The organism is Cupriavidus sp. LA-1, assembly GCF_055385985.1.
Genome location: NZ_AP031388.1, coordinates 316,250 through 330,881 on the forward strand (window position 1 = coordinate 316,250; position 14,632 = coordinate 330,881).

A 14,632-nucleotide genomic window follows, 5' to 3' on the forward strand; every position below is an offset into this window, starting at 1 on the left:
GCGCCCTGTGCCAGTTGAAGCACTGGTGGCGCTGGAACGACGAACGCCGCAAGCCCGGCCAGCCGGCATCCGGGACGGCGCGCGCCGCCAGCAGGCGGGCGCGCCGGTGCCTCTCAGGCCGCAGCCCGCCGTGCAGCACCGCGGTACTGCGCCAGCAATGCCTCGCGCCGGATCGCTGCCGCCTGCATGCTGGTCTCCTTCACGTGCCCGTAGCCCCGGATATCGTCGGGCAGCGTGGCCAGCGCCAGCGCGGTGTCGACGTTGTCCGCGCTCAGTGAACCGGCGAACTCGCCGATCATGGCCAGATAGTCGTTGACCAGCGCGCGCTCGGCGCGGCGCTCGGCAGTCTTGCCGAACACATCGAACGCCGTGCCACGCAAACCCTTCAGGCGCGCCAGCAGGCGGAATGCCGTCATGGTGCGCGGGCCGAAGCGGCGCTTGACCAGCAGGCCCTTGTCATCGGTCCTGGCCAGCAACGGCGGTGCCAGCCAGAAGTTGAGCTGGTAGTCGCGGCCCGGCTCGCCCTCGAACTGGGCGCGCAGCTTGTCCAGGAAGGCGGGATCGGTGTAGAGGCGGGCCACCTCGTACTCGTCCTTGTAGGCCATCAGCTTGGCCAGGTTGCGGGCCACGGCCTCGGTCAGCGGCAGCTTGCGCTCGATGCCCAGTTGCTGCTCCGCTGCGCGGATGCGCTCGACGGCCTCGCGATAACGGGCGGCGTACGCGGCGTTCTGGTAGTCGGCCAGCATCGCCTCGCGCTTGCGGATCAGGGTGTCGAGCGTCTGCGGCATCGCCACCACCTGGGCGCTCGGCGCGGCCGCAACGGTCGGCAGGGTCGCCTTGACCGCAGCCTCGCCATGGTGCGCGATATACCGTCCCCATTCGAACGCCAGCCGGTTCTTCTCGATCGACACCCCATTGAGTTCGATCGCGCGCAGCAGGCTTTCGCGCTGCAGCGGGATCCAGCCCTTCTGCCAGGCAAAGCCGAGCAACAGCGGGTTGGAGTAGATGGCATCGGCCAGCAGGGTCACCGCCCAGGCACTGGCGTCGAAGAACGCGCAGGCATCGCCCACGCTGGCGCGCAGGTCCTGCTCCGCGCTGGCACCGGGGAATTTCCACTTCGGGTTCTTGATGAATTCCGCGGTGGGCGTGTTGGCGCTGTTGACCACGGCGGCGGTCAGTCCGTGCCGGACCTTCGACAGCACTTCGGCCGAGGCCGAGACAATGGCGTCGCCCCCGATCACCAGGCGTGCCTCGCCGGTGGCGATGCGGGTTGCATGCAGGTCGTCCGGGCCCGGCGCGATCTGCACATGGCTGATCACCGCCCCGCCCTTTTGCGCCAGGCCAGCCATGTCGAGCACGGTCACGCCCTTGCGTTCGAGGTGCGATGCCATGCCGAGCAGGCCGCCAATGGTGACCACGCCCGTGCCGCCCACGCCGGTGACCAGCACGCCGTATGGCCGCTCCAGGGCCGGCAAGCGCGGCAACGGCAGGGATTCGAAGTCGGCGCCGGTGCCCTTGCCACCCGCCGCGGCGGGCTTGCGCACCTGCGCGCCTTCGGCGGTGACAAAGCTCGGGCAGAAGCCGTTGACGCAGGAGAAATCCTTGTTGCACGACGACTGGTTGATCCTGCGCTTGGTCCCGAGTTCGGTCTCCAGCGGCTCCACCGACAGGCAGTTGGACTTGGCCGAGCAATCGCCGCAGCCCTCGCAGACCGCATCGTTGATGAAGGCGCGCCTGGCCGGATCAGGATAGGTGCCGCGCTTGCGGCGGCGGCGCTTCTCGGTCGCGCAGGTCTGGTCGTAGATCAGGATGGTGACGCCCTCGGTATCGCGCAGCTCCACCTGCACGGCATCGAGCTGGTCGCGATGGAACACGGTCACGCCGGATGGCAGCATCGCGCCATCGCCATACTTCTCGGGCTCGTCGGTGACGACGACCAGCTTCTTCGCGCCCTCGGCCAGCACCTGGTGCGCAATCTGCGGCACCGTCAGCACGCCGTCGAAGGGCTGCCCGCCGGTCATTGCCACGGCGTCGTTGAACAGGATCTTGTAGGTGATATTGGCCCTGGCCGCGATCGATGCGCGGATGGCCAGCAGCCCCGAGTGGAAATACGTGCCGTCGCCCAGGTTGGCAAACACGTGCTTGTCACCGGTGAAGTGCATCTGGCCGGTCCATGCCACCCCTTCGCCCCCCATCTGGCTGAAGGTGTCGGTATTGCGGTCCATCCACAAGGTCATGTAGTGGCACCCGATGCCGGCCAGCGCACGCGAGCCTTCCGGCACGCGCGTCGACGTATTGTGCGGGCAACCCGAGCAGAACCAGGGCTTGCGCTCCACCGCAATGCGCGGCTGCGCGGCCTCGCGCTCCTTGGCCTCGATCAGCGCCACGCGCGCGGCAATGCGGGCGCGGACCTCTTGCGGCAGGTCGAGGCGGTCCAGCCGGCGGGCGATGGCCTTGGCGATCAGCGCCGGCGATAGTTCATAGTGCGCGGGCAGCAGCCAGTTGCCACGCGGCACCGACCACTCGCCGCCATCGTTGCCGCGCTGGTCGAACTTGCCGAACACCTTTGGCCGCACATCCTCGCGCCAGTTGTACAGCTCTTCCTTGAGCGCGTATTCGAGGATCTGGCGCTTCTCTTCCACCACCAGGATCTCTTCCAGCCCGGCGGCGAACTCGCGGGCGCCATGCGCCTCCAGCGGCCACACGCAACCCACCTTGTAGACGCGGATGCCGATGCGGGCGCAGGTGTCATCGTCCAGGCCGAGGTCGGTCAGCGCCTGGCGCACGTCCAGGTAGGCCTTGCCGGCGGTCATGATGCCGAAGCGCGCGTTCGGCGAATCGAGCACGACGCGGTTGAGCCGGTTGGCCCGCACATAGGCCAGCGCCGCATACCACTTGTGGTCAAGCAGCCGCGCTTCCTGCTCCAGCGGGGAGTCGGGCCAGCGGATATTGAGGCCGCCCTGCGGCACCACAAAGTCCTCCGGCAGCCTGATCTGCACGCGATCGGGGTCGATCTCGACCGAGGCAGTGGACTCCACCACGTCGGTGACGCACTTCATCGCCACCCACAGGCCGGAATAGCGGCTCATCGCCCAGCCGTGCAAGCCGTAGTCGAGGTACTCCTGCACATTGGCGGGGTAAAGCACCGGGATGCCGGCAGCCTGCAGCACGTGCTCCGACTGGTGCGCCACGGTGGAGGACTTGGCGGCATGGTCGTCGCCGGCCAGCAGCAGCACGCCGCCATGGCGTGACGAACCGGCCGAATTGGCGTGTTTCAGCACGTCGATGGACCGGTCCACGCCCGGCCCCTTGCCATACCACATCGAGAACACGCCATCGCGCGTGGCGCCGGGAAACAGGTTGACCTGCTGGCTGCCCCAGACCGCGGTCGCGGCCAGGTCCTCGTTGACGCCGGGCTGGAACACCACATCGCTGGCCGCCAGGTGTTGCTTGGCCTTCCACAGCGCCTGGTCCACGCCGCCCAGGGGCGAGCCGCGGTAGCCCGAGATAAACCCGGCGGTGTTCAGGCCGGCGGCGCGGTCGCGCGCCTTCTGCAGCATCGGCAGGCGCACCAGCGCCTGCACGCCGCTCAGGTAGACGCGGCCCTTCTCCAGGGTGTACTTGTCGTCCAGGCTGGCGCTGGCCAGGGTTTCGAGCAGGGCGGGGTTCAGCGGGGCATTCACGATGTCAGTCTCCGTGCTTTTTCTGTTGTCCGAGGGAGTGTAGAAATCCGCGTCGTCATCGTAAAATCATGAATTCCAACACCTGATATCTATAAAACGGATACCTCGGAGACAACCATGTTCAAGGCGCGCGAAGGCTCGGAAAGACTGGCCAAGGAAGTCACGCTGAGGCAGTTCCGCTATTTCGTCGCGGCCGCCGAGACCGGGCAATTCTCGATGGCCGCGACCGCCGAGCATGTCTCGCAATCCGCCATCACCAACGCCGTGCTGGCGCTGGAGCAGCGCCTGGCCGTGCGCCTGTTCGATCGCCGACCCCATGGTGTGACGCTGACGGCAGAAGGCCACCTCTTCTTCCAGCACGCCCGCCAGATCCTGGACTCGGTCGAGGATGCGCTGCGCGAGCCGCGCTTCCAGGTGCACGGATTGCAGGGCAGCGTGCGCCTGGCAGCCTCCTACACGGTGCTGGGCTACTTCCTGCCGGGCTTGCTGGCGCGTTTTCGCACCAACTATCCCGACATCGAACTGGATCTGCTCGACATGGACCGGCCGGACATCGAACGGGCCGTGCTGGCGGGGGAAATCGAACTGGGTATCGCGCTGCTGTCCAACCTGGAGCGGCCCCAGCGCTTCCAGCGCCATACGCTGATACGTTCCCGGCGCCAGCTATGGACCTCGGCCAGCCATCCGCTGCTGGCCGTGGAGCGGCCTTCGCTGCGCGATATCGCGGCCTACCCGTATCTGCTCATCACCGTGGACGAGGCCGAGGACTCCACCCTGCGCTACTGGCGCAGCCACCGGCTCGCGCCCAATATCGTGTTCCGGACCGGCTCGATGGAGGCGCTGCGCGGGCTGGTGGCGCATGGCTTCGGCGTCACCGTGCTGTCCGACATGGTGTATCGGCCATGGTCCCTGGAAGGCAGGCAGATCGAGGCCAGGCCGATTGCCAATGCGGTGCCGGACATGGAGGTCGGCATGCTGTGGCAGCCCGGGCGCAAGCTGGACAAGCCGGCCGATGCGCTGCGGGAATTCCTGATTCACGCCTGCGGGAGCTGAGGCGGAACGTTCGATGTCCCCCCCACAGCGACTCAGTTCAGCGTCGCACCTGCCTGCTTCACGATGCGCGCGTGCTTGTCCAGTTCGCTGCGAAAGAACGGCGCAGCCGCTTCGGCACCCGTGCCGGTCACGACCACGCCCTGCGCTGCCAGGTGCTCCTGTACGTCGCGTTCCCGCAGCGCGGCCTGGATCTTCGACTGGAGGTCTTGCACGCCCTGCTTCGGCATCCCCGCGGGGCCGACGATCGCCAGCCATGCGTCAAAGCTGTATTTGGGCAGCCCCGACTCCGCCAGGGTCGGCACATCGGGCAGCGCCGGGACCCGCTGGGCAGTGGACACGGCAATCGCCCTGAGCTTGCCCGCCGTGATCAGCGGCAGCACCGTCTGCACGGTGAGGAATCCCATCTGCACCTGGCCGCCGATCAGGTCGGTGGTGTAGTTGCCGGCGCCCTTGTATGGCACGTGCCGGATGTCGACCTGCGCTTCGCTGGCAAAGAGCTGGCCGGCCAGATGCAGGACCGTGCCGTTCCCCGACGAGCCGTAGTTCAGTTCACCCGGCTTCGACTTCAGCAAGGCGATCAATTCCTTTGTCGTCTGCGCGCCGACAGCAGGATTCACGACCAGCACCAGCGGCAGCGTGCCGATGACCGTGATCGGGGTGATGTCCTTCAATGCGTCATAGGGCAGCTTCTTGTAGATGAACGGGTTGATGACGTGATTCGACGAGATCAGGCCAAGCGTCGAACCGTCTTTCGGCGCCCTTACGATCTGCTGGGTGCCCGGCACGCCGCCGGCGCCGGCGATATTCTCGACAACGACCGATTGGCCGAGATGCTTGCCCAGCGGCTGGCTCAGCGCGCGTGCCACCGCGTCGGCTTGCGAACCCGGCTGGGTCGGGACGATCAGCCTGACCGGCCTTGCATCCTGTGCATGAACAGAACCACCAGGCAATGCCAGGATGGCCAGGGTGGCAAGCGCCGTGCACGCCTGTCGAAACAGCGAGGTCCGCATATCTTGTCTCCGTTGATCGAATCGCACCGTGGACGGTGGCTTTGCGACGGAGTGTAGTGTTGCGACGCTGCGGTGGCCGAGTGCTAATCCGCTGGACCGGGTATCTCAGCCTGGCATATCTGCCACACCCCCGTCCGGCTGCAGCGCGCGGATCATTGCGGCAATCGCCCGCAACCGCGGTTGCTTGTAGGGGGCATAGATCAGCAGCTGGCGCTCGCGCCAGGGCTCGTCCAGCGGCACGCGAACGAAGCGGCGCGTGCCGGCATAGGCCGCGCTGGCACTGGCGGGCAGGACGGCGATGCCCATGCCCGCCTCCACCATGCGGCAAGCGGCCTCGAAGCTGGACACCGCCACGCCCTGGTTGAACGGCAGGCGCAGGTTTGCCGCCTGCTCGCGCAAGTCCTGATCCAGCGCGCCGCCGGGCTGGACCACGACCAGCGGATGCTCCAGGACTTCCGCGTAGCGAATCCGTTTGCGCCTTGCCAACCGGTGCGACGACGGGATCACCACATTGAGCGGATCGCTGGCAAAGGGCCAGGACTCCAGGCCGCCAGGCGTCCTGGCCGCGACCCCGATACCGATGTCGGCCCGGTCATCGAGGCAGGCACGGATGGTTTCCGCGGTGGAGCGCTCGTAGAGCGCGATCTCGACCAGCGGGTGCGCCGCCTTGAACGCATGCAAGCGCTCCGGCAGAAAGCCGATGATGGCCGACGGACTGGCCGAAAGGCGAACCACGCCGGCAACCCGGTCGCCCAGGTCCTGCACCTCGCGCGCGAAGCTGGCGATATCCTCGTTCAGCTTGCGCCCCAGTTCCAGCGCACGGGCTCCGGCATCGGTCAGCACCACGCCCGCGGGCGACCGGACAAACAGGACCACCCCCAGGCTGCGCTCCAGTTCGGCAATGCGCCGGCTCAGCGCCGACTGGGCGATATGCTCGGTCTCGGCCGCGCGCTTGATGGAGCCTTCGCGCGCCGCAGCCAGGAACAGTTGAATATTGACGGGATCGATGCGATGCATGTGTCGGTGGGCCCATGCGAGCGGGCCGGAATGTCGCCTGATACTAACCTTGCCGGGCGCACTCGCATGCCCATGGGTTTACCCTAATATGCCGCGAGCAGATAGCCGCAATGCCGCATCAGCGCTTCATGCCCGCGCGCGATGGGCAGTAAAGTCCCGCGCATGCCACCGGAGACTTGCATGAGCGCCATCGATGCCACAGGCCGCATCCTGTTCCTAGCCGACTCAGCGGCAGTCATGGAGCGACAGCTCCAGGGGCAGTCAGTGACCCTGGAGCATGCCGGCCCCCTGCGCGACGATGTATCCACGGACGAAATCACGCCAGTGCCGATCCTGACGCACTACGATGACGCGCTCGGCCGCTACCCCTATACGGGCTACAAGGCGGAGGGCACCTGCCCGATCAAGGCCAGTGCGATCCGCAACGCCGGGTTTTCGGTGACGGTCGCAGGCAACCGCTACGGCAAGGGATCCTCGCGCGAGCATAGTCCCGCAGCGGAGAAACTGGCGGGCATCAAGCTGGTCATCGCCCGCGGCTTCGAGCGCATCTACCGCCAGAACGCCGACAACATCGGCCTGTTCACCTCGACCGACTTCAGCCTGATTGCCCGGCTGGAGCAAGGCGAACCCATCGACCTGGACACCCTCGTCGCCGGGCGCGACGCGCTGGCCGCATCGATCCTGCGCCATGGCGGGCTGCTGAAGTTCGGGCGCAAGTATCTGAGCCAGGTGGCGCCCACGACCCCTGCCCTGCCCCCTGGGCCGCTGACGTTGTTCGAGAAAATCGTCCACCGGCATCTGCTCGCGACGCCGGTGACGCCGGCCAGCCCGGCTCCGGGCGACGGCATTTTCGTGCGCGCCGACTGGCGCTTCATTCACGAGTACTACACCGGCATGTGCGCCCACATGCTGCACGCCACCTTCGACAGACCGCTTCAGCTCAAGGATGCGGACCGCATCGTCGTCTTTGAAGACCACACGTCCTATGTCACGGAAAGCCCGGCGCACGTGCATGGCGCGCTGGTCGACAACGTCGCCAGGATGTGCGCGGCGCAGCGGGATTTCGCCCGCACCTATCAGCTCCGTTGCCATCGCACGCTGACCGAGGACGAGTCCCGCAGCGATGACGGCAGCCATGTTGCAGGCATCTCGCACGCGATGATGGCGGAACGCTATGCGCTGCCGGGACAAGTCGTTGTGGGCACCGACTCCCACACCCCGCATAGCGGCGCGCTGGGGTGCGTGGCGTTCGGCGTCGGCACAACAGACATGGCCAATGCGTTCGTGACCGGCGCCGTGCGCATGACGATGCCCGAGTGCATTCGGGTTGTGCTTCAAGGGGAATTGCCGCCAGGCGTCACCGCCAAGGACGTGGTGCTGCACCTGCTGGCACAGGCCGGGATCAAGGCAGGCGCGGGGGTCGGCAAGGTGTTCGAATTCACCGGGCCGGTTGTCCGCGCGATGTCCGTCGACGAGCGCGCGACCCTGACCAATATGTGCGCCGAGCTGGGCGGCTTCACCGGCATTGTCGCGCCCGACGCCGAGACTGTCCGCTTCCTCAGGGAACGGCGCGGCATCGACTTCACGGTCGAGCCATGGATGCGAAGCGACGACGACGCGGTCTTTGCGACCACCATCGAGATCGACTGCGGCTCGCTCAGCCCGATGGTGGCCCGCCCCGGCGATCCGGGCAACGGCCTGCCGCTGGCGGCGCTGGCGCAGCCCGTGCGCGTGGATATTGCTTACGGTGGCTCCTGCACCGCCGGCAAGCGGGAGGACTTCGACTTGTACCACGAGGTCCTGCACTGGGCAGTGGAGCGTGGCTTGCGCATTCCCACCCACGTCACCCTCTACCTTCAGTTCGGCACTACCGACGTCAGGGACTATTGCATCCGCCAGGGCTACCTGGACACGTTCAAGGCGGTCGGCGCGCGGATCCTCCAGCCCTCCTGCGGCGCATGCGCCAACTGCGGCCCGGGATCCTCAGAGCTGGCGGAGCAGGTGACGGTCAGCTCGATCAACCGGAATTTCCCCGGGCGCTCGGGCCCGGGGCAGGTCTGGCTTGCCAGCCCGCCTACGGTGGCCGCCAGCGCGATATGCGGGCACCTGGCTTCCTTCCAGGCGTTGCAGCGGCGCTATAGGACGGTCCACAGCACAGCCTGAGCGAGGGCAAGGGATGGCGGCCGATCGAGGCCTCGAACGACCAGATCCCTTGCGAGCCATGCCTACTTCGTCACATCAGAGGCTGAGTTACCCAAAAGAAATGTTGCGGCGCAACATATATACACCTATCCTTGGTCATACGCTGCTTCGGCGATACATGGCGCCTGTCAGCCCCTGCGCCGAGTGCAGCCTGCTTGCGGCTGCCTGACTCGAGAAGAGATCCCGGCGCTACACGCCTCCCATTTGACCCGATATTTGCCAGGTGTCCGTATCAAGCGGACGCCCAAGGAAAAGCCCTTTGCCCGCCTCCGCTCTCTCGCAGCCTGTCATCGACGTTTCCGCCAACTCGTCGCGCCTCTTCAGTGAAATATGTGAACTGCTCCAGGCGTCGATACATGTCGTCAGCATTCGCACCACGCGCATGGCGATCGCCGGACCGGTGCCTGACGAGCAGGACCGGCACGAATTCAGCCTGATGAGCCTGGAAAAGGGCGAGGCTGCATCGGAATCGCTCCTTGCGATGGGATCAGGATGGTTGAACCTGACCATGACCCTCGTAAAGGACACCGGCGATCATCTCTGGGCGACATCCGCGGCTGCGGCTACGCTGGCGTCCAGCCGTTCAGCGGCGCAATGGTTCGAGCGCCAGGCCGAGCTGCTGCACCTGGCAGCCTGGTTTCCCGGCAACCCGCTGCAGCTGGCCGGCCTGGCGACAAACCTGATGCAGGAGATCCTCGCGCCGATCCACGGCCGTGCGATGGCAAATGCGCAACGGCTGGGCGCTGCATGACGGGCGCCAGGCGCGCGCGGTTGCATCGCCAAGGGCGGCACTAGTCGGCAATGGTCTCCAGCGCCCTGCCCCGGGTCTCGATACCGAAGCGGAACACGATGCCCGCCGCCGCCAGGAAACACAGCGCGCCAAGGAAGAACACGCCGGCCTGGCCGGCAACGGGCAAGACCAGGCCCACCAGCGCCGGACCCAGCAACGATCCGATCCGCCCGACCGTCGACGCCATCCCGCAGCCAGAGGCGCGCGCACGCGTGGGATACAGTTCCGGCGTATAGGTATAAAGCACCGCCCACATGCCGAACATGAAGAACTGCATCATGCCGCCGGCAAGGAACAATGCCATGGCGTCGGGACTGGACCCGGCCACCCTGCCGTAGATGAACACCATGCAGGCCCCGCCCACAAGCGTCACCACGCATGCAGGCTTGCGCCCCCAGCGCTCCACTGCCCACGCGGCCCAGAGGAAGCCGGGAATGCCGCCGGTGGAGATATACACCGTGTACAGCACGGATTTGGTTACCCCTAGGCCGGACTGCTGCAGCAACGCGCCAATCCATGTGTTCAGGCCATAGAACCCCAGCAGGGCGAAGAACCACAGACCCCATACGGTCAGGGTCCGGCTACGGTATTCGCCTGACCAGAGCACGCGCAGGCCCGATGCGGCCGGCTCCGCCGCCGCTGCCGCCGGCGTGACTTCAGGCAGCGCATCGAGCTTCATCCGCCGCATCACCGATTTCTCGATACGGTCGACGATATCGGCTGCCTCGGCGTGGCGTCCCTGCGATTCCAGCCAGCGCGGGGACTCCGGCACAAAGCGGCGGATCACGATCAGGAAGAGCGCCGGCACCGCGCCGAGCAGGAACATCGTTCGCCAGGTATAGGTGTTCAGCACGTGGTACGACATCAGGCCCGCGCAAATAAAGGCGATCGGCCAGTTGCCGTCCATCATCGCCAGATACCTGCCGCGCTGGCGCGCCGGAATGAATTCGGACATCAATGTCTGCGCCAATGGCAGCTCCATGCCCATGCCGAGCCCTAGCAGCAGCCGATACGCGCCGAGCTCCATGGGACTGTTCGCGGTGGAGCAGAGATAGCTGCCCACGCCCCAGATGATCATGCTGACCTGGAAGACTGGCTTGCGGCCGAACTTGTCCGCCAGCACCCCGGAGCTGATCGCGCCGATGGCCATGCCGACAAAGCTGGCGCTGCCGAGCATGCCGGCCTGCGCAGCGGTCAAGCCGAACTCCGTCCGAATCGATCCCAGCAGATACGTCATCATGGCCAGATCGAGGTTGTCGAAAAAGAAGGCCAGGGCAATGATGGCAAACAGAAGGCGGTGATACCCGCATACGGGTAGTCGTTCCAGCCGGTCGCCGGTGCGCACGCGCATCAGCTCGAGAGGGGTAAGCTTCATCTTGTCTCCAGTAGTTCTAGTGCCAGCGTTCTCGGGCGCTGGCGGCAGGCAATAGCGCATCGATGCGCTATTGCCTGCTACTGTCGCGTGGCGGCGCAGTCGGGACGCGCGCGGGAACGCCAAGCTCTGTCTCGCAGGTGCCAAGCCCATCCTTGCGTGTCGCGTGGACGAAAAAAAAGAGGTGCCGGAGCACCTCTTCATGTCACGCGATGGCCAGCTTCACCGGGAAGCAAACCTGTGGGGGTCGAACGCCTCGGGCGGCAAGCCGGACAGCGTGGCGCCGGCCTGGAACGGATAGCGCAGGTATGGGGCCTTCGGCTGCCCCGGCGGCGAGTACTGTCCGTCAGCGAGGATGCGTTTCTTCGCAGTCATCTCACGAACCTCGCAGCGATAGGCAACGATCTGGCTGGCCGCACCGTCCTCGATCGGCGAGTAGTCCTTCTCGGGCCGGAACTTGTCCAGCGCCTGGTACTGGTGGGCGCGCACCTCGCCGGTACTGTCGCGCAGCCTGACTTCGCATCGCGCGATGACGCTGTAGTATTCGAGGCTCGTGTTCTGCCCCTTCGGCGCCTTCAGCAAGGCCACGGGCCGGTCGACCTCGATCGTGACCAGGGGATTCGCCCGAATCGCCGCGGTGAGCTTCCCGAATCTGGAACTGTGGATCAGGAAGGCGTCGCCGGTAAACGTAAAGCTCTGCGCCGTGATGTAGGGATACGGTGTGTCATGCACCGCCACCCGGCAGATCAGCTCATCCTTCAGGAAGGTCTCGATCGCCGGCCAGTCGGTCCAGGCCAGGTCGGTCCGGCGCATTTCGTTGCTTAGGTAGGCGGGTGCCGTGGTCGTCATGGTCTCGTCTGATGATGATTGCCGAATCGCCGCGTCGGCATACCCTGTCTTTGTCGCGGTGCCCATCGACTACGCGTCCAGCGCAAATGTCGCCTCGATTTCCACCGGGGCATCGAAGGGCAGGCTCGCCACGCCCAGCGCCAGCCGGGCATGGCGCCCCCGCTCCGCAAAGATCCGGTTGAGCAGTTCCGACGCGGCATTGATCACCAGCGGTGCATCATGGAACCCTGGTTCCGCCGCCACATAGCCGCCCACCCGCACGATGCCCCGGATCCGCTCGAAATCTCCATCGGTGGCGGCGGCCACCCAGCCCAGCAGGTTGGCCAGGCACAGCCGTGCGGCCTGCTGCGCGGCTTCGACGCTGACTGCACCGGGCACCTTGCCGACGAATACCGGCTTGCCGTCCTGAAGCGGCAACTGCCCCGACACCGTCAGGAAACCATGGTGCAGCGTGTAAGGGACATAGAGCGCCTTGGGTATTTCCGCGGCGGGCAAGACAATGCCGGCATCCCGGATACGATCCATCACTGACATACTGACTCCTCGACTTGATAAGGTGCCGACGGAGTGAGCACGGTGCTGGCCTCCGCCGACACTCAGACTGTGCCGCACGGCCAGGCCTTCGATTCGCTTGGTCACGCCAGTTGATGTCGCGCAGACGCCAACCTGAGGGTGTCGCCTACTCGCCGGCCATGTCCCTGAAGTACTCGGTAGGCGTCATGCCCAGCGCACGCCTGAACATCGCACTGAAGGCACTTGGACTCTCATAGCCAAGCTGCAGCGCGATATCCGTGACGTGGCAGCCCTCGGCAAGCAGACGTACCGCGGCCATCAGCCGCGCCTGCTGCTTCCAGCGGCTGTACGTCATGCCCGTTTCCTCCGGAAACAGGCGGATGATGGTCCGTTCGCTGGCGCCGACCGAGCGACTCCATGCCTCCACGGACGTCTCGTCGGCGGGATCCTCCAGGATCTTTGCGCAGATCTTGCTCAGCCGGGAATCCCTGGGCATCGGCAGATGCAGCGGCACCACCGAAAGCGGGCGCAGCTCCTGCAGCAGCAGCTGCACCACCAGTCCGTCACGGCTGCTCTCGTCATAGGCCAACGGCATGCGCACGGCCGCCGAGACCAGCTCCCGCAGCAGCGGCGGGACCGCGACGACACAGCAACCGCGCAACTCCGCGGGGATCGCATCAGCGCGCACATAGATCGTGCGCATCTCCACGTCGCCGCAGGCCTGCATGGCGTGTTCGACGTTGCACGGCACCCAGACCGCGCGCTGCGGAGGCACCACCCAGGACCCAAAATCCGTGGTGACCAGGATGGCGCCCACATAGGCATAGATCAGCTGGCCACGCGGGTGAGAGTGCGCGGCGATATAGAAGCCGTCCTTCAGCTTGCGCGCCATCCCGCCAACTGGCCGGTCTATCGCCTGGTAGTCATCCCGGTTTTCGCTCTTTCCAAACATGGCGTCTTTGCGATAGTCGTTGTCATCCAGGGGCGCGCGCAGCCATACGCCGATACGTATCTTTGGCCGGACGCCATATGCGTCGCAACGATCAAATGGAATCGAGGCATCGATCCCACAGTCTGGAGCCAAATGTAATGTCAGTGTATCGAAACTTCAATCAGCAAGAACTGGACAATCAGTACAACGTCAGGGCGGGAATTCCCGGCTTCCAGGACATCTTCAAGGGATGGGAGAACACCAGCGCCGCGTTCCGCCGCGCCCATGCGGTAAAGGAGAACCTTGCATATGGCCCGCACGCCAAGCAGGCACTGGACTTCTTCCCCGCGGCCACCCCGAACCGTCCCTTGCTGGTCTTCATTCACGGTGGCTACTGGCAATCGCTGGACAAGTCCGACTTCAGCTACGTTGCCGCGCCGTACCTGAAGCAGGACATCAACGTCGCCGTGGTGAACTATCGCCTCGCTCCGGAAGTCGGGATGGCCGGGATCGTTCGCGACAATCGCGACGCGGTGGCATGGCTCTATCGCAATGCGGAGGGACTGGGATTCGATGCGAACAGGATCTTTGTCTCGGGCCACTCAGCCGGTGGCCATCTCACCGCCACGCTGGCGGGAACGGACTGGGAGTCGTTCGCCGTCCCCGCTGACGTCCTCAAGGGCGGCTGCACCATCAGCGGCCTGTATGACCTGGAGCCCATCCGCCTGTGCTACCTCAACAAGGTGGTCGGGCTGACAGAGGCGGATGTTGCCGCCTACAGTCCCATCCATCATGTCCCACGCGTGAAGTTGCCCATGATCCTGACCGTAGGCGGAGATGAATCGCCGGAGTACCACCGGCTTCAACGCGAATACCAGGCACTGCTGGGCGAATGCGGCTTCGACGTGCAGGTGGTGGTGCAGGAGCGCGGCCATCATTTCGACGCGGTCGACCTGCTGGGCGACGCCGATGGCGCCCTGGCCGCGTCCGTGCTGCGCATGATCGGGCGTGCCTGAGACCTGAGGACTGCATCGCCGGTCAGGCGGCATGCGCGGCATGCGTGCCGCCATGTCCGCCTTCCCGGCGCGATCACCGGATTGGGTAGTTGGCGATCACGGATCCCGGGCGGCATGGCCGGGTATGACAAGGGCAAACTCACGACAATACTGGTCGAATGGGATAATCGCGGCATGGCAGATAGCGCGGGAATCG

11 protein-coding genes are annotated in these 14,632 nt (G+C 65.8%); 4 read left to right on the forward strand and 7 right to left on the reverse strand.

Annotated features, from left to right (window positions below; genetic code table 11):
* Window positions 1-113: 113 nt before the first annotated feature.
* Window positions 114-3,683, reverse strand: coding sequence for an indolepyruvate ferredoxin oxidoreductase family protein (locus ACZ5MJ_RS20495; RefSeq protein WP_464225458.1), 3,570 nt, complete (start codon window positions 3,681-3,683; stop codon window positions 114-116).
* A 117-nt stretch (window positions 3,684-3,800) separates the two neighbouring features.
* On the opposite strand from ACZ5MJ_RS20495, the gene ACZ5MJ_RS20500 reads away from it, so the two are divergent.
* Window positions 3,801-4,736: a LysR family transcriptional regulator gene (locus tag ACZ5MJ_RS20500; protein ID WP_464225459.1), complete on the forward strand. Its 936-nt coding sequence runs from the start codon at window positions 3,801-3,803 to the stop codon at window positions 4,734-4,736.
* Between the two features lie 32 nt (window positions 4,737-4,768).
* Here the strand turns inward: ACZ5MJ_RS20500 and ACZ5MJ_RS20505 are convergent, their stop codons facing one another.
* Both ACZ5MJ_RS20505 and ACZ5MJ_RS20510 read right to left on the reverse strand, forming a co-directional pair.
* Window positions 4,769-5,746 carry a tripartite tricarboxylate transporter substrate binding protein gene (locus ACZ5MJ_RS20505; protein ID WP_464225461.1) on the reverse strand — a complete coding sequence of 326 codons (978 nt, stop codon included), beginning with the start codon at window positions 5,744-5,746 and terminating at the stop codon, window positions 4,769-4,771.
* 105 nt (window positions 5,747-5,851) lie between these two features.
* Window positions 5,852-6,763 carry a LysR family transcriptional regulator gene (locus tag ACZ5MJ_RS20510; RefSeq protein ID WP_464225462.1) on the reverse strand — a complete coding sequence of 304 codons (912 nt, stop codon included), beginning with the start codon at window positions 6,761-6,763 and terminating at the stop codon, window positions 5,852-5,854.
* 180 nt (window positions 6,764-6,943) lie between these two features.
* Between ACZ5MJ_RS20510 and ACZ5MJ_RS20515 the strand changes: the two genes are divergently transcribed.
* Both ACZ5MJ_RS20515 and ACZ5MJ_RS20520 read left to right on the forward strand, forming a co-directional pair.
* Entirely contained in the window at window positions 6,944-8,926 is a 1,983-nt protein-coding gene (locus ACZ5MJ_RS20515) for an aconitase family protein (protein ID WP_464225463.1), read from the forward strand.
* Window positions 8,927-9,224: 298 nt separating this feature from the next.
* Window positions 9,225-9,716 (forward strand): polyhydroxyalkanoate granule-associated phasin, encoded by a 492-nt coding sequence (locus ACZ5MJ_RS20520; RefSeq protein ID WP_464225464.1) that lies wholly within the window; start codon window positions 9,225-9,227, stop codon window positions 9,714-9,716.
* A 40-nt stretch (window positions 9,717-9,756) separates the two neighbouring features.
* On the opposite strand, the gene ACZ5MJ_RS20525 is transcribed toward ACZ5MJ_RS20520, so the two are convergent.
* From ACZ5MJ_RS20525 to ACZ5MJ_RS20540, 4 genes are all read right to left on the reverse strand, one after another.
* The gene (locus ACZ5MJ_RS20525; RefSeq protein ID WP_464225465.1) at window positions 9,757-11,130 is read right to left on the reverse strand and encodes an MFS transporter; all 1,374 of its coding nucleotides are present in this window, start codon (window positions 11,128-11,130) and stop codon (window positions 9,757-9,759) included.
* A gap of 219 nt (window positions 11,131-11,349) precedes the next feature.
* Window positions 11,350-11,976 (reverse strand): pyridoxamine 5'-phosphate oxidase family protein, encoded by a 627-nt coding sequence (locus ACZ5MJ_RS20530; RefSeq protein WP_464225466.1) that lies wholly within the window; start codon window positions 11,974-11,976, stop codon window positions 11,350-11,352.
* A gap of 69 nt (window positions 11,977-12,045) precedes the next feature.
* Entirely contained in the window at window positions 12,046-12,510 is a 465-nt protein-coding gene (locus ACZ5MJ_RS20535) for a RidA family protein (protein ID WP_464225467.1), read from the reverse strand.
* Window positions 12,511-12,655: 145 nt separating this feature from the next.
* Complete coding sequence (locus ACZ5MJ_RS20540; RefSeq protein WP_464225468.1) at window positions 12,656-13,441, reverse strand: AraC family transcriptional regulator; 786 nt, start codon at window positions 13,439-13,441, stop codon at window positions 12,656-12,658.
* 137 nt (window positions 13,442-13,578) lie between these two features.
* Here ACZ5MJ_RS20540 and ACZ5MJ_RS20545 point away from each other — a divergent pair, with 137 nt between their 5' ends.
* Window positions 13,579-14,436: an alpha/beta hydrolase gene (locus ACZ5MJ_RS20545; protein WP_464225469.1), complete on the forward strand. Its 858-nt coding sequence runs from the start codon at window positions 13,579-13,581 to the stop codon at window positions 14,434-14,436.
* The last annotated feature ends 196 nt before the right edge of the window (window positions 14,437-14,632 follow it).